Here is a 24,432-nt window from a genome sequence, read left to right on the forward strand (position 1 = left end):
CGACCAATCCTCCCCCTGGCGGGGGAGGATTTTACGGGCTTACCAGATCCGCACGCGATCCGCGGGCGCGACATATTGCTTCTGGCTGGGATCGATGTTCCACGCCGCATACCAGGCATCGACGTTGCGCAGTGGGTTCACCGCGCGGATCTGCCCGGGCGAGTGCGGATCGCTGACCAGCTGCTGGCGCAGCGCCTCGTTACGGAACAGCGTGCGCCACACCTGGCCCCAGCCGAGGAAGAAGCGCTGGTCACCGGTAAAGCCGTCGAGCACCGGCGCCGGCTTGCCGCCGAGCGAGGCGTGATAGGCATCGAGCGCGATCATCACGCCGCCGAGATCGCCGATATTCTCGCCCATCGAGGCGCGGCCGTTGATGTGGAGGCCCGGCAGCCCCTCGAAGCTGTACGCCTCGTACTGCGCACCCAGACGCACCGCCTGCGCCTCGAACTTGGTCGCATCCTCGGCGGTCCACCAGTCGCGCAGCACGCCGTTGCCGTCGGACTTACGGCCCTGGTCGTCGAAGCCGTGGCTGATCTCGTGGCCGATCACCCCGCCGATGCCGCCATAATTGACCGCGTCGTCGGCCTTGGGATCGAAGAAGGGCGGCTGCAGGATCGCCGCCGGGAACACGATCTCGTTCTTGACCGAGTTGTAGTATGCGTTGACCGTCTGCGGCGTCATGCCCCACTCGGCCTTGTCGACCGGGCCGCCCAGCCGGTTGCGGCGATAGTCCCATTCGAACTTGCCGGCGCGCTCGGCATTGCCGACCAGATCGCCCGGGCGGACCTCCAGCGCAGTGTAATCGCGCCACTTGCTCGGATAGCCGACCTTGACGGTGAAGCCCTGCAGCTTGGCGAGCGCCTGCTCCTTGGTCGCCGGGCTCATCCAGGCGAGGTTCTTGATGCGGCCGGCGAGCGCCACGCGCAGATTGCCGACCAGCACGTCCATCTTCGCCTTGCTCTCGGGCGGGAAGTAGAGCGCGACATAGTCGCGGCCGACGCCTTCGCCGATCCCGCGCTCGGTGAACGAGACCGCGCGCTTCCAGCGCTCGCGCTGCTGGGGCTGGCCGTTGAGGAAGCGCGAGCGGAAGTCGAACTGCGCGTCGGCGAAGCGCTTCGAGAGCAGCGGCGAAATGTCGTCGGCGATGCGGAAGGCCTGCCACGCCTTGAGCGTTTCCAGGTCGGTATCGGCGAAGACCTGCGCGATCTTCGGCACCGCGCTGTTCTGCGCGACGATCACCCGGCTCGCCTTGGTGAGCCCGGCCGCCTGCCAGAACGGATCCCAGGCGAAGCCCGGCGCCTGCGCCTTGAGCTCGGCGACGCTGACGGGGTTGTAGGTCTTGTCGCGGTCGCGGCTCTGCGCGCGCGTCCAGTGCGCCTCGGCAATGCGCGTCTCCATCGCGACGACCTTGTCGGCTGCCGCTGCCGCATCGGGCCAGCCCGCCATGCCGAGCAGCTGCGCGACATATTGGCGGTAACGCGCGACTTGCGGCGCGAACTTGGGATCGAGATACAGGTCGCGGTCGCCCAGCCCCAAGCCGCCCTGGCGCAGGTACAGCGCATAGGTGTCGGGCTGCTTGGCATCGTCGCTCACGCCGACGCCGAAGAAGCTCGCGCCGAACCCGCCCATCGAGGCGCCCATCTGCGCGGCGAGCGCCGCCTTGGTCGTCGCCGCCTTGACCGGCGCGAGGCGCTGGGTGAGCGGCTGGGCATCGAGCTTCTCGATCGTCGCCTCGTCCATATAGCCGCGGTAGAGCGTCGCGGCCTTCCGGCGATCGGGGTTGGCGGCGTCGGTGGGGCTATAGCCTTCGATCAGCCCGCGCAGCCGCATCTCGGAGAGGTCGCGCAGCACGATGAACGCGCCGAAGGAGGAGCGGTCGTCGGGGATCTTGGTGCGATCGATCCAGGCGCCGTTGACGAAGCGGTACCAGTCGTCGCCCGGCTTCACGCTGCGATCCATGCCCGACAGGTCGAAGCCCCAGCTGCCATAGCGAGTCGCTTCTGCGCTGGGCGCGGCGGGGGCGGTCTGTTGCGGCTTGCGGCTGAGCGCGGGGGCGGCCAGCGCCGCGATCGACAGGGTAGAGGCCAGGAGGACGTGCTTCAGCGCCAAGGAAAGTCTCCAAATCAGTCGGTTAGCCGACAATTAAGCCTAGTCTACACAGTGGCGGGCGGCTGGCAATCCGTCGCGGGAAATTGGCGGTTGGGCGCAGGGGACGGGCTTGCCGATCGTGCGGGCGGCGGTAGAGCAGGCGGCGATGCAGACCTCGCCCGAACTCGCCATCCGCATGGCCCGCGCCGCCTTCAACCGCGCGCTGGCGGCGGCTGACCTGGCCGCGATCGGACCCTTGCTCGCGCCGGACGTGGTGCTGGTCGCCGGCACCGACAGCGCGGTGATCACCGGCCGCAAGGCGCAGCTCCAGGCGTGGAAGCATGAGTTCGCCGCGCGCGAGCGCAGCATCTACAGCCGGGTCCCGGAAACGGTGCTCGTCTCACCCGTTGCCCCGATCGCCTTCGAGCATGGCTATTGGCAGGGCGTGTCGGCCGCAGACGGGGCGGTGCAAGCCAGCGGCGGCTACACCGCCAAGTGGCGCGAGATCGGCGGCGCCTGGATGATCGAGGCCGAGCTCTACCTCACGCTCGCCTGAGCGAACGCCGAGGAACGAAAGGCGCGCGGCATCGGTTGAAGCGACTACCTCCGCCCCTGTGGGACGTGCCGTCGTCCCGGGAGATGCGCCCATGCCAAGTTCCCGTTCCTTCTTCGAACGCCGTGCCCAGGAAGAGCGCGCCCGCGCCGCATCGTGCGGGAACCCGGTCGTTGCCGCCGCCTTTCGCAGGCGGGCAGAGGCATTCCAGCATCGCGCCAATGCGCAGTTCGAGGACGGTCTCGAGCTGCGATAAGGCGCTCCGCGCTGCGTTTCCGCCCCCCAATCTTTTCTTTCCTGCATTCCCAGCCGGAAGATGGGAAATCACCTGCAGACAAGAACGAGATCAAGGGGTTGACCATGCGTACCATTCGCCACGCGCTGCTGATCGCAGCCTCCACCGCGGCATTGGCCTCCGGCACCGCGCAGGCACAGCAGACGAGCGCCGAGCCGGCGCAGGCGGGCGCCGCGGGCAATGGTGGCGGCGACGAGATCGTCGTCACCGGTACGCGCAGCCAGGGCCGCTCGCGACTCGACACGGCCTCGCCGGTCGACGTGCTGAGCAGCGAGGCACTGGGCCGCCAGGGCACGACCGAGCTTGGCGCCGCGGTGGCCGCAGTCGCGCCGTCGATCGACTTCCCGCGTCCCTCCGCCACCGACGGCACCGATGCGATCCGCCCGGCGACGCTGCGCGGTCTCTCGCCCGACCAGGTGCTGGTGCTGGTCAACGGGGTGCGGGTGAACAGCTCCGCGCTGCTCAACATCAACGGCTCGGTCGGGCGCGGCTCGGCGGCGGTCGACCTCAACACCATCCCGACCGCAGCGCTGGAGCGGATCGAGGTGCTGCGCGACGGGGCGTCGGCGCAATATGGCTCGGATGCGATCGCCGGCGTGATCAACCTGCGGCTGCGTGAGGCGCGCTCGGGCGGCGCGGCCTCGGCCACCTACGGCGTCTATCGCACCGATATCGACACGGCGCGCGGCAGCCGCAGCACCACCGGCGAGCCGGCCTTGACCGCCTCGGTCTGGCAGGGTTTCGGCCTCGGCGAGGACGGGTTCGTCACGGTCACCGGTGAGTATGTGAGCCGCCAGGCGACCAATCGCGCCGACTTCGACCCGCGCGTCACGCCCACCCGCGTCACCGGCCGCTTCGGCGATCCGCAGGTCGAGCAGTACACCGGCACGGTCAATGCCGGGAAGGGCATCGGCGGCGGCTGGAGCCTCTATGGCTGGGGCAGCTACCAGGATCGCGACACCCGCAGCGCCGCCTTCCCGCGACTGGCCAGCGCCGCCACCGCGCTGGCAGGGTACCCGGACGGCTTCCTGCCGATCATCAACACCAAGTCGACCAACGCCGTCGGCGCGGTCGGCGTGAAGGGCGATCTCGGCGACTGGGGTATCGACCTGCACGCCGGCTATGGCCGCAACAAGATCGCCTATCGCACGGCCAATTCGGCGAACTATGCCTATGGCGCGGCGACGCCGAAGAATTTCTACGACGGCGCGCTGATCTTCGACCAGTGGGTGGCGGGGCTCGACGTGCGACGCAAGTTCGACGTGCTGCAGTCGCTCAACCTCGCCTTCGGCGCCGAGGGGCGGCGCGAGGGCTACAAGATCACGCCGGGCGAGGCGGCGTCCTATGGTGCGCCGGCTACCGGCGCGGTCGCCGGTGCGTCGCCGGGCGCGCAGGGCTTTGGCGGCTTCGCGCCGGTCAACGCGGTCGAGCGGTCGCGGCGCAGCGTCTCGGGCTATCTCGACCTCGAGGCGCAGGTGACCCAGGCCTTCCTCGTCGACGTCGCGGTGCGCGGCGAGCATTATTCGGACTTCGGTGACACCGCCAACGGCAAGCTCTCGGCGCGCTACGACGTGGCGCCCTGGTTCGCATTGCGCGGCACCGTCTCGACCGGCTTCCGCGCGCCGAGCCTGCAGCAGCAATATTTCACCTCGATCGCGCAGGTCGTCCAGAACGGCACCCCGATCCTCACCGGCACCTTCCCGTCCACTGCGCCCGTCGCCGCTGCCTTGGGCGGCAAGCCGCTCCAGCCGGAGAAGTCGACCAATTTCTCGGTCGGTACGGTGATCCGTGCGGGCGGCTTCGACCTCAGCGTCGACGCCTATGAGATCCGGCTGCGCGACCAGCTTGGCCTGTCCGAGAACATCCAGGCGAGCTTCAGCCCGCAGGTGGCGGCGATCCTCAATCCGTTCAACGTGCCGTCGGCGCGCTTCTTCATCAACGGCCTGCGCTCGCGTACCCGTGGCATCGATGCGGTGGCGCATTACCGGCTGGGCAACGCCGCCGATCCGGCGGGCGCGTTCGACTTCACGCTGGCGGGCAACGTCAACGAGATCGTGGTGACCCGCGTGCCGACCAACACCGCGACGGTGAACCCGGCGCCGGTGCTGTTCGCGCGCAGCCGCGTGCTGACGATCGAGCAGGGCACCCCCGGCGAGAAGGTGACCGGCACGATCGACTGGGCGAAGGGCCCGATCGGGCTGACGCTGCGCGGCACCTATTATGGCGACGTCAACCAGCCGGGCACGACGCCGGCGGCCGACATCCATACGGGCCAGCACCTGATCAGCGACCTCGAACTGCGCTTCCAGCCCCGCAAGGGCGCCCAGATCGCGCTGGGCGCGAGCAACCTGTTCGACGTGTATCCCGACCGGACGATCCCGGCGAACAATTCGACCGGCGTGGTGGGCTTTCCCTATTATTCGCCGTTCGGGTTCAACGGGCGCTATCTCTATGCCCGGCTCGGCGTGAACTGGTAAGGCCTGTGCGTGGGTGCGGGCGGTGGTGTCCGCCCGCACCCGGGCCCGCACTGGCTTTACATAAGATGTATTATCGATGCTATGCCTCGTTGCGTTCGCCGCCCCCGCGCACCACACCTAAACTGCCGTATGATTTCCGCGCCGTCTCCTTGCGCGCCAAGTTGGGCAGTCGATGGTGGAGAAGAAGATGGCCGGTTCGGACAAGCCCGTGGACGGCGTCGCCCCCTATGGTGGGCCGGCCGGCGGCTGGGGCGCCCTGCGCGCCGTGGCCCTGGCCGTGAAGAACGAGATGGGTGCCAGCGCGCGGGCGCGGGCGTTGCTCGAGGTCAACCAACCCGAAGGCTTTGACTGCCCCGGCTGCGCCTGGCCCGACCCCAAGCACACCTCTTCCTTCGAGTTCTGCGAGAACGGCGCCAAGGCCGTCACCTGGGAAGCGACCGAGAAGCGCGTCGATGCGGATTTCTTCGCCTCGCACACGGTGTCCGAGCTTTGGGACTGGTCCGATCACGCGCTGGAACAGGCCGGGCGGCTGGTCCACCCCTTGCGCTACGACGCGGCGACCGACCATTTCGTGCCCATCGCATGGGAGGAAGCCTTCGGGCGCGCCGGCGCGGTGCTGCGCGGGCTGGACGATCCGAACGAGGCGGAATTCTACACCTCCGGCCGCGCCTCGAACGAGGCGGCGTTCCTATACCAGCTGTTCGTCCGCGCGTTCGGGACCAACAATTTTCCCGATTGCTCCAACATGTGCCACGAGGCCACCAGCGTTGGCCTCCCCCAGTCGATCGGGGTGGGCAAGGGCACCGTCACGCTCGACGATTTCGAGCATGCCGACGCGATCTTCTGCATGGGGCACAATCCCGGTACCAACCATCCGCGCATGCTGGGGACGCTGCGCGAGGCCTCGCGGCGCGGCGTGCCGATCATCGTCATCAACCCGATGCGCGAGCGCGGGCTGGAGCGTTTCCAGGACCCGCAGGCGCCGCTCCAGATGCTCACCAACGGCTCGACCCCGCTGGCCTCGGCCTATCACCTGGTGAAGGTGGGCGGCGACGTCGCGCTGCTGAAGGGCGTGATGAAGGCGCTGCTCGCCAAGGATCGGGCGCAGCAGGCGGAAGGCGGCCCGGCGGTATTCGACCATGCATTCATCGCGGCGCATACCGCAGGCTTCACCGATCTGGTCGAGGACCTGGACCGGCAGGCCTGGCCCGCGCTGGAGCGGCGGTCCGGGCTCACCCAGGCCGCGATGGAGAGCATCGCCGAGGTCTATGCCCGCGCCGACCGGGTGATCCTCTGCTACGGCATGGGCATCACCCAGCACCGGCATGGCACCGAAACCGTCCAGCAGATGGCCAATCTGCTGTTGCTGCGCGGCAATATCGGGCGCGAGGGCGCCGGGATCTGCCCCTTGCGCGGCCATTCCAACGTCCAGGGCGACCGGACGGTGGGCATCACCGAAATCCCGGCCGAGCCGTTCCTGGCCCGCCTCGATGCGCACTTCGGCATCACCAGCCCGCGCGCGCATGGCCACAATGCGGTCGAAGCGGTGGCGGCGATGCAGGCGGGGCGCGCAAAGGCGTTCATCGGGCTCGGCGGCAATTTCGCGGTCGCGATGAGCGATCCGCAGACGACCTTCGCGGCGTTCCGCAAGCTGGACCTCAACGTCCAGATCTGCACCAAGCTCAACCGCACCTGCCTGCTGACGGGGCGCGAGAGCATCATCCTGCCCTGCCTCGGACGGACCGAAAGCGACGTGCAGGCCGCTGGCGAGCAACGGATCACCGTCGAGGATTCGATGTCGATGGTGCACGCGTCGCGCGGCTTCCTGAAGCCCGTCTCGGACCAGCTTCGCTCGGAACCGGCGATCATCGCCGGGCTCGCCAAGGCCGCGGTGCCGGCGGCGCCGATCGATTGGGATGCGCTGGTCGGCGACTATGCCCGCATCCGCGAGGCGATCGAGGCGGTGTTCCCAGACTTCGCCGATTTCAACGCGCGGATCCAGGTGAAAGGCGGGTTCCGGCTGCGGGTAGGCGCATCGGCGCGCGAGTGGGACACCCCCGATGGCAAGGCGCATTTCCTGGTCTATCCGTCCACCCAGGAAGATCCCGACGCCGCCGACGACCAGCTGACGCTCACCACGATCCGCAGCCATGACCAGTACAACACGACGATCTACAGCCTCAACGACCGCTATCGCGGCGTGACCGGGCGGCGGGACGTGGTGTTCGCCAATGCCGAGGATCTGGCGGCCCATGGCCTGGCGCATGGCGACCGGGTGGACCTGGTAGCGGGCGACCGGGTGCTCGCCGGCCAGACCGTCCTCGCCCATGCGATCGCGCGCGGGTCGCTCGCGGCTTATTATCCCGAGGCCAATTGCCTGTTGCCGCTGGCGGACTTTGACGGGCGCAGCGGCACGCCTTCGTACAAGTCGATTCCGGTACGGCTGCGCAAAGCCGTCGAAGCCGTCGGCGGATAGCGCGCGCGGTCTTGACGATTAAATCTATATATGTTGAAAACGACATATGTCGCGGACTCGTGCCCATCCCTGTAGATGCTGACGCTGCTGGCGGCGCTCGATGAACGTTCGCCCCTTGGGTGGCATAGCTATGAGTTGGCGAAGGTAACCGCCCTGCTTTCGGGCATTGTCTATCCCCTGCTGATGCGGATGGCCGGTCAGGTTTTGGTCGAGGTGGAGTGGCGTTCGCCCGAGCAGCCGGGGCGAACGCCCCGGCATGCCTATCGACTGACCGCGACGTGTGGCGTTGGCACGCGAATGCGCAGAGCCGGGGCGGCGTGCGGTCCGCGGCATGATCCGCCTTCTCTCCCGATGGATCCCGGCGCTGGCGGTGGGCAGTCTGGGCACGCATCGCAGGGGCTGGGGGCACGCGATGTTTTGCAAGAGGGGCACTGACCCCCGATCAGATGGAGGGGTGGATGACGCGTGTAAAGGCAGCCTTGTCGAACGTTCGGGCGCGATCGCTGGCGATGGTCGCGACGGTCTTGCTGGCACCCTGGCCGGCGAGCGCGCAGCCGCAGGACCTGACGCTCGGCGCCAGCGACTGGGCGATCTGGGGAGCAGCCTATCGCCACCAGCGCGACACTGCGGTGCCGGGCCACGGCATCGTTGTCCCGCAGCCCGACGCGTACCCGAAGGTCGCCTGGTCGAGCGGGGCAACCATGCCGATCCCCTCCGCAATCGCTGCGGGAGAGCAGGTGACGGCGGTGTTCTGGGCGCGAGCGGCGCGACCGATTCTAATGACGATCGCGCTGCAAGGCGGGGCTCCGGGCTATACCCGGTTCGGAAGCGCCGACCTCCGCTTGACCTCACGCTGGCAGTCGGTCTCTGTTCGCGGCACGGCGCCGCCGACCTTTGCCGCGAACTCCCAATCCCTGTCTGTACCGCTCGGGGAAACCGGTGCGGCCGTCGAGCTGGGGCCCGTCGCCTTCCTCCGCGGCACGCCGAGCAAGGCCGCCGTCGCGCGCGCCTTCGCCGCCTTCCGCCCGTCCGAGGTGGCGACCGACATACGCATCGTCTCCGAGCCCGGCGTGACGCTGGCAGGCACACTCCACCTGCCCGTCGGGACCGGCCATGCGCCCTACCCGCTTGCGATCGTGCTTCAGGGGCATGGGCCCAATGGTCGCGGCGGGTACACGGAAATCATCCGCCGCCTGACGGCGCACGGCATCGCGGCACTGGAATATGACAAGCGCGGCATCGGCCAGTCGACGGGCATCTTCCAGGAGGATGTCGAAAGGCTGACGGCCGACGCCAGGGCCGCGGTGGCGACGATGCGCCGCAATCCGGCAATCGACGGCCGCCGCATCGCACTGGTCGGCCACAGCCAGGGCGGTGTGATCGCGCCTGCCGTCGCCGCTGCCGACCCGACGATTGCCGCGGTCGTCACGCTTGCGGGCTCGGTCGGCGACGGCCTGCCCTATCTCCGCCAGGCAATGCTCAGTCAGATGCGCGCCGCCGGTCGGCCCCAGGCGGTCGCCGAGCCTGCGGCGGACGCCGCCCTGGCGCTGCTCCAGGCGCGGGTCGACCGCAAGGATGCGGCCACGATCGCGCAGCGCCGCGCAGAGGTGATCGCGCGGTTCGAGGCGGCGGGCTTTCCCCGGCCGCTGGCCGAAGGCGCGCTCGCGAGGATCGATACCGAGGAAGTCTGGCGGGCGGACAAGCTCCGCTCCGCGTCCGATCTCAAGGCGCTGCAGATGCCGGTACTCGCCGTCTTCGCCGAAAAGGATCCGCTGGTGGTGGCGTCGATCGAAGCGGCGGACGCGCGCAAGGCGCTCGCCGCGAATCCGCAGGCGTCGGTGGTGGTGCTCGGCGGGCTGAGCCACTGGTTCCAGGAGGGCGCGGTCACCGGCGGCGAGGAGGAGGTTGCGAAACTGGGCCCCAATGCGGGATCGCCCCGGCTGGTGGCGCTGGTGGGGGATTGGCTCGACCGCGTACTCGGCGAGAAGCCGCAGGTCGCAGCGACCGCCCCGCCCCGCTAGTCGGCTGGGCTCAGACGGTGCAGGTGCGTACCGCCTGGGCGAGCGCGGTCAGCGGGTCGCCGGTCGGCATGAACTCGTGCGCGAAATAGCCTTGGAAGCCGAGATCGGCGATGCTCTTCGCCACCGCGTGCCAGTCGACTTCCTGGCTGTCGTCGAGATTGTGGCGGCCGGGCACGCCGCCGGTGTGGAAATGGCCGATCCACGGCAGGCTCTCGCGGATCGTGGCGATCAGGTCGCCCTCCATGATCTGCATATGGTAGATGTCGTAGAGCAGCTTCACCCGCGGCGAGCCGACTTCCTTGGCGACCTGCACCCCCCAGGCGGTGTGGTCGGCCATGTAATCGTGATGGTCGCGCTTGCTGTTGAGCAACTCGACGCAGATCGTCACGCCGTGATCCTCGGCGATCGGCGCGAGCCGCTTGAGCCCGGCAATGGTGTTCTCCGCCCCCTCGGCATCGGACATGCCCTGGCGATTGCCGGAAAAGGCGATGACGTTGGGCACGCCGGCCTTGGCCGCCTGCGGGATGCCGGTGCGGAATGCCTGCTCGAACGCGGCGTGATGCTCGCGCCGGTTGAGGCCGTGGGCGATCGTCATCCCCGGGGCGGCATAGCCCATGGTGCAGCGCAGGCCGTAGCGGCGCGGCGTCTCATAGTCGGCGGGTTCGAGCAGATCGATGCCCTGCAGGCCCATCTTCGCAGCGGCCGCGCACAGCGTGTCGAGCGGAATGTCCTGATAGCACCAGCGGCTCACCGACTGCTTGAGCCGACCGGCGGGCGCCGAGCAGGCGGGCACGGCAGACAGCGCCCAGGTCGCCAGAGACGAAGCCATCAGTCCGCGCCGCGTGATCATTGCAATCCCTCTCCTCTTGTGCGGCCGAGGATAGGCACTGCGTCGCATTTGTCATCTAATTCGTTGCTGCGGGACTCAGATCCGCGCGATCGAGGCATGGATCGGCAGCAGCGCGGCACCCAAGGCCGATCCCGCGCCGCCCAGCTGCGAGATTTCGATCGGGTAGCGCCCGCGCTCGCTTGTCGAGACATGGTCGCCCCAGGCGATCGCGCGGCGGTTCAGCCGCTCGGCCAGGCCGTGCATGATCGGCGCGGGCAGCGGGCTCATCAGCCGGATCGCGCCGGGATCGAGCCACGCCAGCGCCGAGTTGATCGTCTGGAGCAGCTGGTCGGCGGCGCGCTCCTGCCAGCCTTCGACGATCGCCTCATAGCCGGGGATCGCCTCCTCGAAATCCGCGAGCGACTCCACCGGGCAGCCCGCCGCCTGCAGCGTCGCGATCAGGTCGAGCGTGGTCGGGCGCGGCCGGTCGCCGGGGTAGAACATGCCGATCTCCCCTGCCCCGCCTGACTCGCCACGCATCAGCCGCCCTTCATGGACGATCCCCGCCCCGACGCCGTGGCCGAGCAGAATTACAACGGCGGTGGTGCAGCGCTGGATGAGCCCGCCCAGATAATATTCGGCGAGCGCAGCCGCGGTCGCGTCGTTCTCGATCCACACCGGCAGGCGCAGCGTTTCCTCGAACAGGTCGCGCAGCGGCGCGTCCTTCCAGCCGGGCAGGTTGCGGACGATGTGCCAGCGATTGCCGTCGCGCGACAGCGCCGGTCCGGGCGCGGCGAAGCCGATGCCATAGAGTCGGCGGCCGAGCAGGCGATGCTCGAGCGCGAGATCGTGGATGCGGCGGTCGACATGGCGCGCGAACCCCTGCGGATCGAGCGGCGCGATCTTCTCGGACGTGAGCGCGATGGTGCCGCCAGCATAGTCGACCACGGCGATCTCCAATATGCCTGCATAGAGCGCCAGGCCCACGGCATAGCCACCCGAGGGGGAGATGCGCAGCGGCACCGTCGGCCGTCCGCGCCCGGCCAGCGGCGCGGCAGGCAGTTCCTCGATCAGCGCCTGCCCGATCAGCGCCTTGGTCAGCTTCGAGATCGCCGCGTTGCTGATCTGCAGCACATTCGCCAGGTCCGAGCGAGACTGGGGGCCATGGGTGCGCAGCTGCCAAAGCAGGCGCTTCTCCTCGTCGAGCAGCGAGACCGGCGGATATCTCATGATAGGTACGCGGATAACGATTGGTGATTAATTTTCCCAGGAATAAATAAATCTGTCATCGACCCCGCGCATCGGCGCATCCAAGTTCAGAACAACTCGGGGGAACGATCCGATGAAGAAGCACCATTTCGCCACCGGCTGCGCCGTGCTCGCGCTCAGCCTCGCCGCCGTACCCGCCTTCGCGCAGACCAGCGACGCGCCCGCCGCCGATCCGGCCCAGGCCGATGCGGATACCGGCGGCGACATCATCGTCACCGGCTCAGCCCGCGCGCAGCGCCGCTTCGACGTCTCCTATGCGATCAACTCGCTGAGCCAGGCTGACGTCCAGAAGATCGCGCCGAAGAGCTTCGCCGATCTGCTCGGCACCGTCCCCGGCATCCAGGTCGAGGCGACCGGCGGCGAGGTGCAGAACATCACCCGCATCCGCGGCATCCCGACCGATCGCGGCTATCTGATCTTCCAGCAGGACGGCCTGCCGCTCTACCACGAGATCGACGGTGTGTTCTTCAACTCCGGCGAAGGCATGAACCGCTACGACCTGATGACCGAGCGGGTCGAGATCGTCCGCGGCGGCCCGGCGCCGATCTATGCGAGCAGCGCTGCGGCGATCGCCAACAACATCACCGTCTCGGGCACCCAGCAGGCACGCGGCAAGGCGCAGCTGACGCTGGGCGATACCGGCCTCTACCGGCTCGACGCGATGCAGTCGGGCCCGCTCAGCGACAACACCACCTACGCGATCGGCGGCTTTATCCGCCAGCATGACGGCTATCGCTATGGTGGCTTCCCGAGCGACAAGGGCGGCCAGATCCGCGCCAACCTCAAGCGCCAGCTGAGCAACGGCACGCTCAAGGTCTCGGCCGAGTACGTCAACGACCACAACGTCTTCTATCTGCCGATCCCGACCAACGATCCGCGCAATCCGTCGGTGTCGCTCAACAACTATATCGACTATTTCGAAGGCACGCTGAACTCGCCGTCGCTGCGCAACGTCAACATCAAGTATCGCGACGGTTCGGGTGCGCTGCAGAGCATGACCCGCGACCTCTCCAACGGCCGCCACATGCGCTTCTTCAACGCGGCGATCGACTATGATGCGGACTTCAACGGCTGGCAGGTCTCGGCCAAGATCGGCGGGACCAAGGGCAAGTCGAGCTTCGACGCCTTCTACTCGACCACCAACCCGGCCGATGCGGCGACCTTCGCCGCCGGCTATCTGACCGCCGCGCGCACCGCCTTCGGCCCCAATGTCGCGCGGCTCGGCTATGCGTTCGCGGGGACAAACGGCGCGTCGGTCTACGATCCGTCGACCGCCTCGGGCCTCGTCATGTCCGGCCAGTATCGCGCCTCGGAATCGGACTTCTACTCGGTCCAGGGCGACCTCAGCGTCACCCGCAAGTTCGAGACCGGCCTGGGCAGCCACGACGTGCGCGTCGGCGTGTACAGCGCCTTCTACGGCAACACGCTGCTCCAGGCCTATCAGGACATGCTGATCGAAGTGCGCAGCCAGCCGCGCACGCTTGACCTGCTCGCCTATTCGGCGACCGGCCAGGTGCTGGGCTCGGTCACCCAGAACGGCGTGCTGCGCTACACCACCACGCTCAACCAGGGCGAAGGCGACGCGCAGATGATCGCCTTCTACGCCAACGACACCTGGGAGATCACCCGGGGCCTCCGCGTCGATGGCGGCATCCGCACCGAGATGTACGACTACAAGGGCATCGCGCTGCCTACGACGCAGGTGAACCTGGGCGACGCTACCACGCTGGCCGACGACACCACCCGCGCCTTCACCGGCCAGGTGCTTGACCAGCGCCTGAAGCCCAAGGCGACCAACTGGACGGTCGGCGTCAACTACGACCTCAACGGCCATTTCGGCGCCTATGGCCGCATCTCGAACCTGGAAGTGCCGCCGCAGCTCGGCGTGGTGACCGGCATCAACGCCACGATCCTCAAGACCAAGGCGCGCCAGTATGAAGTCGGCCTCAAGGCGAGCTTCGGCCCCAACTATCTCTATGCCACCGGCTTCTACACCAAGTTCAACCCGTTCAACGCCTCGTTCGCGGCGTTCAACCCGCTGACCGGCCGCAACGACCAGACGCTGCCGTTCATCGGCGAGGCCTCGGTCAAGGGCGTCGAGGTCGACGGCCGCGTCTCGCCGATCCGCTGGTTTGCACTTGATGGCTCGGTGACCTGGCAGAACCCCGAATATGCCAATCTCCAGAACACCTCCGGTGCGGATCCGAGCGCGGTCAACGGCAACCAGATCATCCGCGAGGCCAAGTTCTTCGGCAATCTGCGCCCGAGCGTCGATTTCGCGCTGGGCGAGCAGAAGGTCTCGATCTTCGGCCGCTACGAATGGGTCGGCAAGCGCTATGTCGACCTGTTCAACCGCACCGCGATGCCGGGCTACCAGACGATCGGCGGCGGTGCCTCGCTCGACTGGGGCGCGTGGCACTTCCAGGTGGTCGGCGACAATCTGTTCAACGCGCACGGCCTGACCGAGGGCAATACCCGCACCGACCAGTTCGCCGGCCAGGGCTCGAGCCAGGCGATCTACGGCCGCCCGCTGTTCGGCCGCAACTTCCGCTTCATCGTCAGCCGCAGCTGGTGATGCGGGCAATGCTCGCCACCGCGGCGCTGGCGGTGACCGTGTTCGCCGTCCCGGCATGGGCGTCGGACGATGCGGTGATGGCGGCGCTGTCGGCACGGCTGTTCCCCACCCTCGACGCCGCCGGGCACGACCCGGCGGCGCTCGATCGGATCGCCAAGGCGCCGGGGATGGAGGGCGTGCTGCGCGCGCGGCGGGAGCGTCGCGCTGCGTGCGGGCAGGATCTGGCCTGCCGTGCGCAGGCGCTGCTGTGGAGCGAGATTGAGGCGGCGGCGCTGCGCACTGCGGTGGCGGGCGAGGCCCGCCTCCCCGCGGCCGAGGACGGGCGCGCCGCGCAGCTCGACCGCGAGATCGCCGGCATCAACGGGATCGTGCGCGTCTATGCGCTCGGTGCCGCCCCGGCGACGCCGATCGACGGCCCCGGCCCGATCGCACCCAAGGACCTCGCCGCCCGGCTCCAGGCAGCCGACTGGCTTGCCGAGACGCCGCGCGACGGATCGGTGCAGCGGCTCGACCCCAGCATCGACTATGTCCTCGCGCTGCTCGATGCGAGCGACCGCACCGATGCGATCGGCCATGAACCGCTGACCGGCGGCGCCAACGCCGCGCCGATGGCGCGGGCAAAGAAGCTGGATTGGAAGCGCTATCGCTACAGCGCGATGATCGTCACCGGTGTTGGCCCGGAGATCGAGGGCGAGCCGCTCAGCCCCTTCGGCAAATACCATCTCCGCCTTGCCGCGCAGCGGTTCGCACGCGGCGACATCGCCTTTGTTCTCGTCACCGGCGGCCGGGCCCACCCGCGCGCGACGCCGTTCACCGAGGCCGACGAGATGCGCAAGGCACTGATCGAGCGCTACGGCATCCCCGCTGACGCCATCGTCAGCGAGCCCTATGCCCGCCACACCACCACCAACCTGCGCAACGCCAGCCGACTTCTCGCCGCCATGGGCGCACCGCTGGCGATGGAGACGGTGATCGTCTGCAACCCGCTGCAAAGCGGCTATATCGAAAGCGCCCGGTTCACCGAGCGCAACGCCGCCGAGCTCGGCTACCAGCCCGGCAAGGTCGTCCGCCGCGTCTCGCCCACCGAACTCGTGTTCCGCCCGTCGCGCGCGTCTGAGCGCGTCGACCCGCGCGATCCCCTCGACCCCTGAAAGAACCCGCCATGCGCCGCTTCGCCCTGGCCGCCGCCTTGCTGCTCGCCCCCGCCGTCGCCCATGCCTGGGGGCATACCGCGCATGCGGTGATCGACCGCGCGGCGATCCAGGCGATTCCCGAGGGCGGCCCGACCTTCCTGCGCCGCTATGCCGACTATATCGCGACCTCTGCGACGCTGCCCGACAGCTGGCGCGGCGATTCCGAAGGCTTCTCGAAGATCGAGGAGGATCCCAACCATGGCTGGTTCCGCGAGCAGTTCGCCTTCCTCAAGCCGATCCCGCGTTCGCGCTATGCCTTCGTGATCGCGCTCTACAAACACTATGAGACGATCAAGGACAGCGATCCCGCCACTGCCGCGCGGACCAATGTCCGCTGGACCGGCACGCTGCCCTATGCGGCGATGGAGGCCTATGAGCGGGTAATCGTCTGCATGCGCGCGATCCGCGCGGCGCAGGCGAGCGGCGGCGATGCCGCGGTGCCTGAGCAGCACTGCGCTTTCGACGTGATCCGGCTTGGCCATTATATCGGCGACGGCGCGCAGCCGCTCCACGACTCAATCAACTCGGACGGCTGGCTCGGGCCCAACCCCAACAACTATACCCGCGACCGCAGCATCCATGGCCGCTTCGAGAGCCGCTTCGTCGATGCGATCGGGCTGACCCCGGCCGATATCGCCTCGCGGATCGCCGCCCCCGCGCACCAGCAGGGCGACATGTTCACCGCCGTGCTCGGCTTTCTCGACCAGTCGGGCGACCGGATGGAGCGCGTCTACCAGCTCGAGAAGCGCGACGGCTTCGCCAACGCCGCCGACCAGGACGTGCGCGCGCTGGTCTATGAACGGACCGCGGCGGGGGCGGCGATGCTGCGCGACATGCTCTGCCGTGCCTGGGCAGAGAGTGCGCGGCCGCCTGCCAAGGTGACGCCGTCGCCGCTCGACTTCTCCAACCCCAAGTTCGATCCCGAAACCGGCTCGGCACCCGCCTGACGCCGGGCCAGCGCGCGCAGCAGCCGTGCGTGCTGGGCATGGCCGAGCGTGAAGCGGCGGAGCAGCAGCAACGCCAGCAGTGCGCCCGCCAGCGGCACGCCGAGGCCCAGGCCCAGCATGCCGAGGCGGACGCCCGCCGGTTGGATCGCACCGGGAATATAGCCGAGCCCGCCCAGCACCCAGCCGATCATCGCGGTCGAGGCGGCGCCGCTCGCCTTCACCAGCACCAGGTAGAAGGCGAACAGCCCGGTTTCGTAGCGCCGTCCGTGCCGCCACTCTACGACGTCCACCGCGTCGGCGAGCAGTCCCCAGGGCAGCATAAACACGCTCGCGAAACCGAAGCCGATCAGCACGGCACCGGCCATCTGTCCCGAGGGCCAGGCGGTGCAGAGCGCGAAGACCAGCAGGCCGGCGGCACTCACGCCGTGTCCGGCGGCGAGCAGGCGGCTCTTGCCGAAGCGATGGGTCAGCGCGGTCCAGGCGAGCACGCCGCCGAATTGCCCGACGGTCATCGCGCCGAGCAGCAGCGTCACCGCGCCCGGCCGCGCGAGCACATAGGTCCCCAGATACATCAGCATCCGGCCGAAACAGGGCATCGCGAAGCCGGTGATCAGCGCCAGCGCGCCCATCCCCAGCACCATCGGGTCGCGCAGCGGCACCGCGATCCGGTCGCCGCAGAGTGCCGGCGCAGCGCCGCGCTGCCCGCCACACGCCCAGACGCAGAGCAGCATCGTCAGCGCGAAGGTAAGCCCCGCGCCGATGCCGGTGAGCGCCAACGCGCCGAACTGACGCGCATGTCCCGCCTGCTGCACCAGCGGCGTGAGCACACCGGCGATCGCCAGCGCGCTCGCGGTGCTGAAGAACAGCCGGTAGCCGGAGACTCGCCCACGCGCGCGGCTGTCGCGGCTTACCTGCGCCATCAGCGCGTTGTGCGGCACGTCGACCACCGCATAGGCACCGCGAAACACCAGGATCGCCGCCGCCAGCATCCAGCCGCGATGCAGCCCCAGCGCGGGCACCGCATAGATCAGCGCGAAGGCGGCGCCGCACGGGATCGCGGCAAAGCCCACCGCCCAGCGATAGCCACGCCCTGCCGCCCGCCAGCGCAGCACCAGCCGCGCGGCGAGCAGGTCGAACACCAGGTCGCCGAGCAGCGCGAACAGCATCAGCCCCGCCGCCCGCGCGCCGTCCAGCCCCAGCACATCGGTGAGCAGGAACAGGATCGTCAGGTCGGCACCGCTGAACAGCAGCGCCTTGCCGAAATTGCCGGCGGCATAGGCCAGCATCCGGCCTTCGGTGGCGAGCGTCGCGATCGGAGGCGTCCTTCGTGCGGAAACGTTGGCGTTTCTCGCCTAGGTCAATTCCATTGCAGTTTGGCGACGCGTCTTCCGTCAATAAGCCCAGTCCATCTGCAGCCAGAAGCGGCTGGTGTCGGTAGCGAAGCGGTCCGCCTCGTAGCGGGCGTAGCGGACCGAGAGCTGGGTCTTGCGCAGCTTGGCGGTGGCGAGCAGGTTCCACTCGTCGCCATAATGCTGGTTCAGCCGGTCGCTCTGGTAGCGGTGCCACACCGCCTGCAGCGACAGCGCATCGATCCGCCCCAGCTTCTTCCAGCCATAGCCACCACCCGCATAGAAATCGCGCACGCCGTTGGGCGGGGTGACCGTCAGCTTGTCGGCCCAGCCCTGAAACTTGAACACGCTGCCGAGCGGGGTCTGGAAGCTGGCGAGCGGCTGCCCGCCATCGGCGCCTAGCACTTCATAGCCGGTGTTGAGCGTCCAGCCGCGCACGTCCAGCGCCGCATCGGCGAGCCAATAGTCCGCCCGATATCGGGTCGGGTTGTGGTGATAGTCGGACTGGCGCGCCCAGCTCAGCTGGTAGCGCAGCTTGGCCTGCGGGGCGAGCGCGCGGCTGCCGGCCAGCCGCACGCCATAGCTCTGGCTGGACAGGCGGAAGCCCTGCACCTCGGCCTCGTCCTGGTCGATCAGATAGGCGAAGCCGGTCAGCGTGCCGAGCGGGGTCGCGGCGCCGAGATTGGCGAAGACATTGTGGCCGCCCACCCCGCGCTGGCGCGCTCCCCGCCCCTCGGTGCCCCAGATGGTCCGCACGTCCCAGGCATAGGTGAGGTCGAGCTTGAGGCCCTTTACCGGCACGATCTCGGTGCGGACGGCATCGAAGGTCTGGGCGTTGTTGCGGATCTGCGCGCCGCCGACGAAGCGCTCGTCGTCGAGCGTGATCCGCTGGCGCCCGGCGGTGACCGTGAGCGGCGCCGAGCGATATTGCAGCTGCGCGCGGTAGATCGCGACATTCTCGGGATCGCCGATCGTCGGGCGATTGGCCGGGCCGTGCAGCCCGTCATAATAGTCGCCGATCACCGCGAGATTGCCCTGCGCCTCGCCCAGCGCGACCCAGCGGCCGCGGGTCATCTCGGCGCCGGCGCGGACGCGGATCGTCACGGCATCGGAGGCGTCGGCGAATTCGGCCTGGTCGAGATGCTCGTAGCGGGTACGCGCCTCGATCAGCGGCTTGATGGCGACCTCTTGCGCGCAGGCCGGCGTTGCGGCGGCGAGCGTCGCCGCGGTGGTGATCCAGAGCCGCATCTATCCCCCATTTCACGAAACGGCGGCGCTAGCCGCACGTTCGCCCCTCTCCCAGTTACAAAGTTTGTCCGAGCAGGGGCTTGCAGGTCAAGTTTGTGGAGAAGCCCGGGAGGTTTTGGGCTAGCTAGGCGGGAACAACCGCGTGGGAGCGAGGCGCATGAAGGCATGGAAAGCAGCGTTGATCGGCGGCATGGCGGCATGGATGCTGCCCGGTGCCGCGCTGGCGCAGGCAGGCGGCCCGGTGGTCGCGACGCAGAGCGGCCAGGTGCAGGGCGCGATCGAGGACAGCGTAGTAAGCTGGAAGGGAATCCCCTTCGCCGCGCCGCCGGTCGGTCCGTTGCGCTGGCGCGCGCCCCAGCCCGTCGCAGCATGGAGCGGCATCCGCCCGGCGACCGAATACAGCCATGACTGCATGCAGAAGCCCTTCCCCAGCGATGCCGCGCCGCTCGGCACCGCGCCCGCCGAGGATTGCCTCTATCTCAACGTCTGGAAGCCCGCGGCGGCAAAGGCCAAGCTGCCGGTGATGGTGTGGATCTATGGCGGCGGCTTCGTCAACGGCGGCTCGTCGCCGCCCACCTATGCCGGCGCCAACATGGCGAAGCAGGGCGTGCTGTTCGTCAGCTTCAACTACCGCGTCGGCCGGTTCGGCAGCTTCGCGCTGCCCCAGCTCAGCGCCGCGAATCCCGACGGGCTGTTCGGCAACTACAATTTCATGGACCAGATCGCCGCGCTCAAATGGGTGCAGCAGAACATCGCCGCGTTCGGCGGCGACCCGGCGAACGTGACGATCATCGGCGAGAGCGCGGGCGGGATGTCCGTCCACACGCTGGTCACCTCGCCGCTCGCGCGCGGGCTGTTCCACAAGGCGGTGGTGATGTCGGGCGGCAATGCCCGGACCGCGACGAGCGCGACCCTCAAGGAGGCCGAGGCGATCGGCGAGAATCTCGCGCGGGCTCATGGCATCGATCCCGCCGCGCCCGATGCGCTCGACAAGCTCCGCGCACTGAGCGCCGAGCAGGTGACCGACGGGCTCAGCATGATCGAGCTGTTCCAGCCCAAGCCCGGCCCGCGTACCTATGGCGGGCCGATGCGCGACGGGACGCTGCTGGTCGACCAGGAACAGGCCTATGCCAGCGGCAAGTTCGCGAAGGTGCCGATGCTGATCGGCGCGACTAGCGCGGACATGGGCGGCAAAACCGGCTTCATGATCGCCGGCGCGCGCGAGGCCAGCGCCCGCATCGCCGCGCAGAAGGTGCCGGTGTGGGAATATCGCTTCTCCTATGTGGCGGACTCGGTCGGCAAGCCCGGCGCCGGCCACGCCACCGACATCCCCTTCTTCTTCGACAATGCCGCGATCAAATATGGCGCGGCGACGACGCCGCGGGACGTGCAGATGGGCAGGACGATCAGCGCCTATCTCGCCAACTTCGCAAGGAAGGGCGATCCGAACGGCGCCGGGCTGCCGGCCTGGCCGCGCTTCACGGCCAAGGACGACACGATCCTCGACTTCACCCCCGACGGCAAGGCGGTGGCGGGGCGCGATCCCTGGGGCGCGGAAATCGACGCGGCAGGCCCTTCGCAGCGCTAGAGCCAGCCATTCGCCCGCGCGGTGCGGCCAGCCTCGATCCGGTTGGCCGCACCGAGCTTGCCCGCGGCTTCGGACAGGTAGTTGCGCACCGTGCCGGGCGAGAGGCCCAGGCGGCGCGCGATGTCCTTGTTCGACAGCCCCTCCTCGGCGAGCCGCAGCGCGTCGCGCTCGCGATCGGTGAGCGGGTCGCTGCCCGCTTCCCAGGCGGCCGCGGCGAGTTCGGGCGGAATCACCCGCCCGCCGGCGGCGACGGTGCGGATCGCGGCGACCAGCGTGTCGACCGGCGCGTCCTTGAGCAGATAGCCGCGCACCCCCGCCGCCCGTGCGCGGGCGAGATAGCCGGGGCGCGCGAAGGTGGTGACGATCACCACCGCCGTGCGCGCCTTCTCGGCCGCGAGGACCTGCGCGCAGTCGAGCCCGGTGCGTCCGGGCATCTCGATATCGGTGAGCAGAATGTCGGGCGTGTGCGCGCGGACCAGCGCAAGCGCCGCATCCCCATCGGCTGCGCGGCCGACGATCTCGAAGTCGCTCTCCAGCGCCAGCAGCGCGGCGATGGCGCCGAGCACCAGCCCCTGGTCCTCGGCGATGACGATGCGGATGGTCATGCCGGCACGCTCGCTTCCAGCCGGGTGCCGGGCTGGAGCGCCTGCAGCTCCAGCCGCCCGCCCGCCGCGACCAGCCGCTGGCGCATGCCGCGCAGGCCATTGCCCTCGCGGAAGGAGAGCCCGACGCCGTCGTCCTCCACCACCAGCCGGGCGTCTCCCTCGGCGGACTCGAAGCCGATCGCGCAGCGTCGCGCCCCGGCATGGCGGATCACGTTGGTCACCGCCTCGCGCAGCGTCATCGCCAGGATCGCCCCGGCATCGGCGGGCACCGCCGTGGGATCGCCGGTGACGACGGGCTCGATCCCCGCGGTCTCGAGCGCGGCCAGCGAGGCGCTGGCCTCGGTCGCGAGCGAGCCGCCCAATTGCCCGGTCAGCGCCGCCCGCACTTCCGCAAGGCCCGAGCGGGCCGCCGCCGCGATCGCTGCCAGCTCTTCCCGGGCGGCAGCGGCATCACGGTCGACCAGCCGCGCCGCGAGGTCCGCCTTGAGCGCGACCAGCGTCAGCGTGCGCCCGACCACGTCGTGCAGGTCGCGGGTGATCCGCTCGCGCTCGGCGGTGCCGGCGAGGCGGCGGACCTCTTCCTGGCTCGCGAGCAGCGCCTGGGTGCGCTCGTAAAAGGCGAAGCTCGACATGGTGGCGACGCCGCTCATCACCACGAAAAGCACGCCGGGCGCGAACCACAGGATCGGCTGGTGCCAGGCAAGGCCGGTCACCGCAGTGACCGCAGCGATGGCGCCGATGCCGATGCCGGCACGCCGGCGCGACCGCAGCCGGGCGGCCGTCACCCCTGCATAGATGCAGAAGGTCGTCCAGCCCAGCGGCAGGCCCGCGACCGCGATGCCGAGCGCCAGCATGGCCAGCGCGATGGGGATCAGCGCGCGGTCCGGAACCCGGGTCGAGGCCAGATAGAGCGGCAGGAACAGGCCGATCGCCACTGCCGCCACGAGCATGGTGGTGGCGTCCGGCTTGGCCCAGAGCCAGGGGAAGGGCACGAAGATCAGATAGGCGAGCCAGGGCCAGCCATTCCCCCGCAACCGCTGATAGGACGTCTCGCTCTGCATCGTGCCAGCCTCGCGGAGGACGGGGTGCGCGGTCAAGCCGGGCTCCGCCGCCAGCCGGTCCAGGCCCAGGCGGCGTCGGCGAGCGTCATCGCGAGGATGGCGGCGGCATGCATCCAGGGGCTGCCGATGGTGTCCGCGCCGACGATTCCGCGTGCGAGCTGGCCGAGGTGGTAGGATGGCGTCCAAGCGCCGATCGTCTGCATCCAGCCGGGCAGCAGCCGGCTCGGGATCCAAAGCCCGCCCAGCACCGAGCAGCCGAGGAACAGCGCGTTGGCCACCGCCACCGCCCCCTTGGCGCTCATCCGCATCCCCATGCCGAAGCCGATCAGTGCGAAAGGTATGGCGGAGGCGAGGTGGAGCAACGTAAGCAGCGCCCAGGTGCCCGCGGAGAGCCGCACGCCCGCGACGATCGACAACGCGTCGATCAGCACCAGCGCCAGCGCAGTCATCGCCACGGCGGCGGTCAGCTTCGCGGCGACATAGGCGCCGGCGGGCATGGGCGAGACGCGCTTGAGCTCGATCAGCCCCTGTTCGCGCTCCACCGCCACGCCGGCACCGAAGCCGAACAGCGCCGGGCCGGTCGCGGCGAACACGCCGTACCCCGCCAGCGTCGCCGCGGCGAATCCGGGCGCGGGATCATGCGACAGCGCGAGGGTGAACAGGCCGTAGAAGCCGGCGGGTGTCAGCACCGTCGGCAGCAGGAATTGCGGCAGGCGCAGGCTGCGCTTCACTTCGGTAAGCGCCTCGCGACGCCAGACGCCGTGCGGGAGGGCAAGGGCGGTCATGCGGCGATCCTTTCCTGGACGGGCGCGAGCAAGGTCGCGATGGCGTCTTCGAGCGTTGCGTCGGCGATCCGCAGCGCGGTGAGCGCCGGATCGGCATCGAGCAGCGCGCGGACGGTAGCGGCGGCATCGGCGCTGACGATGCGCAAGTCCGCGCCCTCCATCTCGGCATCGCGCGCGGCAGGCAGCAGCGCGGCGGCCGCGGGGATCAACCTCGTGCGGCAGCGGATCACCGAGCCCCCTGCCCGCGCCCGCAGCGCCGCCGGGGTGTCGTCGGCGACGACCCGGCCGGCGTCCATCACCAGCACGCGGTCGGCCAGCGCATCGGCCTCGGCAAGATCGTGGCTGGTCAGCAGCACCGCGGCACCGTCGTCGGCAAGATCGCGGACCGTGCCCCACAAGGTGCGGGCCGAACCTCGGTCCATCGCCGCGGTAGGTTCGTCGAGCACCAGCAGGTCGGCGCGGCCGCAGATCGCCAGCGCATATTGCACCCGCCGCGCCTGCCCGCCCGACAGCGCGCCGCAGCGGCGATCGGCGAGGTCGGCGATCCCGGCCAGCGCCAGCACTTCGTCGATCGGGCGCGGATCGGGGTAGTAGCCGGCGTGCAACGTCACCAGCTCGCGGATGGTCAGCACGTCGGGCAGCCCCGCGCTCTGCAGCATCACGCCCAGACGGCGGCGCGCGGCGGGACGGCGCGGATCGAGCCCGAACAACTGCGCGGTGCCCGCATCGGGCGCCAGTCGGCCGGTGAGCAGCGCGACCGAGGTCGTTTTCCCCGCCCCGTTGGGCCCCAGCAGCGCGGTCACTTCGCCGGCGCGGATCGTCAGGTCGAGGCGATCGAGCACTGCCCGCCCGCCCAGCCGCTTCGATACGCCGGACAGCCGCGCGACGGCGGCGAGATCGTCGATCATCGGTCGAAACCCCTTTCAAGAACGCGGCGAACCTGCCCTGTCGCGGGGGACGGGCCCAGTGACAGATGTCACCCGCGGGGCATGCCATCGCGCACCGGGCTCCTTCGGAACGCATCGGCGGTTCCGCGGTTTTGCTCCCTTGTTCCGGTTGGGCAACAAGGGGAA

Annotated in this window: 17 protein-coding genes; 8 read left to right on the plus strand and 9 right to left on the minus strand. The window is 69.3% G+C overall.

Features of this window, described 5'->3' with window-relative positions; genetic code table 11:
- Positions 1 to 39 precede the first annotated feature (39 nt).
- A complete protein-coding gene (locus ABIC65_RS20715) occupies positions 40 to 2,109 on the minus strand; it encodes a M13 family metallopeptidase (RefSeq protein ID WP_354311285.1) in 2,070 nt (689 codons plus the stop codon).
- Positions 2,110 to 2,254: 145 nt separating this feature from the next.
- On the opposite strand from ABIC65_RS20715, the gene ABIC65_RS20720 reads away from it, so the two are divergent.
- The 5 genes from ABIC65_RS20720 to ABIC65_RS20740 all read left to right on the plus strand — a co-directional run bounded on the left by ABIC65_RS20720 (position 2,255) and on the right by ABIC65_RS20740 (position 9,910).
- Positions 2,255 to 2,644 (plus strand): nuclear transport factor 2 family protein, encoded by a 390-nt coding sequence (locus tag ABIC65_RS20720; RefSeq protein WP_354311386.1) that lies wholly within the window; start codon positions 2,255 to 2,257, stop codon positions 2,642 to 2,644.
- A 91-nt stretch (positions 2,645 to 2,735) separates the two neighbouring features.
- Entirely contained in the window at positions 2,736 to 2,897 is a 162-nt protein-coding gene (locus ABIC65_RS20725) for a hypothetical protein (protein WP_354311286.1), read from the plus strand.
- Between the two features lie 104 nt (positions 2,898 to 3,001).
- Positions 3,002 to 5,413, plus strand: coding sequence for a TonB-dependent receptor plug domain-containing protein (locus ABIC65_RS20730; RefSeq protein ID WP_354311288.1), 2,412 nt, complete (start codon positions 3,002 to 3,004; stop codon positions 5,411 to 5,413).
- 187 nt (positions 5,414 to 5,600) lie between these two features.
- On the plus strand, positions 5,601 to 7,889 hold the full coding sequence (locus ABIC65_RS20735) for an FdhF/YdeP family oxidoreductase (protein WP_354311289.1): 2,289 nt from the start codon (positions 5,601 to 5,603) through the stop codon (positions 7,887 to 7,889).
- 458 nt (positions 7,890 to 8,347) lie between these two features.
- Positions 8,348 to 9,910, plus strand: coding sequence for an alpha/beta hydrolase (locus ABIC65_RS20740; protein ID WP_354311290.1), 1,563 nt, complete (start codon positions 8,348 to 8,350; stop codon positions 9,908 to 9,910).
- A 10-nt stretch (positions 9,911 to 9,920) separates the two neighbouring features.
- Here ABIC65_RS20740 and ABIC65_RS20745 read toward each other — a convergent pair whose 3' ends face one another.
- Positions 9,921 to 10,760, minus strand: a complete 840-nt coding sequence (locus tag ABIC65_RS20745; protein WP_354311291.1) for a hydroxypyruvate isomerase family protein — start codon at positions 10,758 to 10,760, stop codon at positions 9,921 to 9,923.
- A gap of 75 nt (positions 10,761 to 10,835) precedes the next feature.
- A complete protein-coding gene (locus ABIC65_RS20750; RefSeq protein ID WP_354311292.1) occupies positions 10,836 to 11,969 on the minus strand; it encodes an ROK family transcriptional regulator in 1,134 nt (377 codons plus the stop codon).
- A 112-nt stretch (positions 11,970 to 12,081) separates the two neighbouring features.
- On the opposite strand from ABIC65_RS20750, the gene ABIC65_RS20755 reads away from it, so the two are divergent.
- Together ABIC65_RS20755 and ABIC65_RS20760 are read left to right on the plus strand one after the other, a co-directional pair.
- Entirely contained in the window at positions 12,082 to 14,583 is a 2,502-nt protein-coding gene (locus ABIC65_RS20755) for a TonB-dependent receptor (protein WP_354311294.1), read from the plus strand.
- Positions 14,583 to 15,734, plus strand: coding sequence for a YdcF family protein (locus ABIC65_RS20760; protein WP_354311387.1), 1,152 nt, complete (start codon positions 14,583 to 14,585; stop codon positions 15,732 to 15,734). The genes ABIC65_RS20755 and ABIC65_RS20760 overlap by 1 nt, the downstream gene beginning before the upstream one ends.
- Before the next feature lie 835 nt (positions 15,735 to 16,569).
- Here the strand turns inward: ABIC65_RS20760 and ABIC65_RS20770 are convergent.
- Together ABIC65_RS20770 and ABIC65_RS20775 are read right to left on the minus strand one after the other, a co-directional pair.
- On the minus strand, positions 16,570 to 18,009 hold the full coding sequence (locus ABIC65_RS20770; protein WP_436286756.1) for an MFS transporter: 1,440 nt from the start codon (positions 18,007 to 18,009) through the stop codon (positions 16,570 to 16,572).
- Between the two features lie 105 nt (positions 18,010 to 18,114).
- Positions 18,115 to 19,320, minus strand: coding sequence for an alginate export family protein (locus tag ABIC65_RS20775; protein ID WP_354311296.1), 1,206 nt, complete (start codon positions 19,318 to 19,320; stop codon positions 18,115 to 18,117).
- A gap of 157 nt (positions 19,321 to 19,477) precedes the next feature.
- Here ABIC65_RS20775 and ABIC65_RS20780 point away from each other — a divergent pair, with 157 nt between their 5' ends.
- Entirely contained in the window at positions 19,478 to 20,908 is a 1,431-nt protein-coding gene (locus tag ABIC65_RS20780) for a carboxylesterase/lipase family protein (protein WP_354311297.1), read from the plus strand.
- On the opposite strand, the gene ABIC65_RS20785 is transcribed toward ABIC65_RS20780, so the two are convergent.
- The 4 genes from ABIC65_RS20785 to ABIC65_RS20800 are packed head-to-tail and all read right to left on the minus strand — an operon-like array spanning position 20,905 to position 24,267.
- Positions 20,905 to 21,513, minus strand: coding sequence for a response regulator transcription factor (locus tag ABIC65_RS20785; protein ID WP_354311298.1), 609 nt, complete (start codon positions 21,511 to 21,513; stop codon positions 20,905 to 20,907). The two genes, ABIC65_RS20780 and ABIC65_RS20785, sit on opposite strands and share 4 nt — an antisense overlap.
- Positions 21,510 to 22,610 (minus strand): sensor histidine kinase, encoded by a 1,101-nt coding sequence (locus ABIC65_RS20790; RefSeq protein WP_354311299.1) that lies wholly within the window; start codon positions 22,608 to 22,610, stop codon positions 21,510 to 21,512. Before ABIC65_RS20790 ends, ABIC65_RS20785 begins: the two co-directional genes overlap by 4 nt.
- Positions 22,607 to 23,359, minus strand: coding sequence for an ABC transporter permease (locus ABIC65_RS20795; protein ID WP_354311300.1), 753 nt, complete (start codon positions 23,357 to 23,359; stop codon positions 22,607 to 22,609). The genes ABIC65_RS20790 and ABIC65_RS20795 overlap by 4 nt, the downstream gene beginning before the upstream one ends.
- Positions 23,356 to 24,267, minus strand: coding sequence for an ABC transporter ATP-binding protein (locus ABIC65_RS20800; RefSeq protein ID WP_354311301.1), 912 nt, complete (start codon positions 24,265 to 24,267; stop codon positions 23,356 to 23,358). Before ABIC65_RS20800 ends, ABIC65_RS20795 begins: the two co-directional genes overlap by 4 nt.
- Between the last annotated feature and the right edge of the window lie 165 nt (positions 24,268 to 24,432).

It is taken from the genome of Sphingomonas trueperi, from assembly GCF_040545665.1.
Lineage (GTDB): Bacteria > Pseudomonadota > Alphaproteobacteria > Sphingomonadales > Sphingomonadaceae > Sphingomonas > Sphingomonas trueperi_B.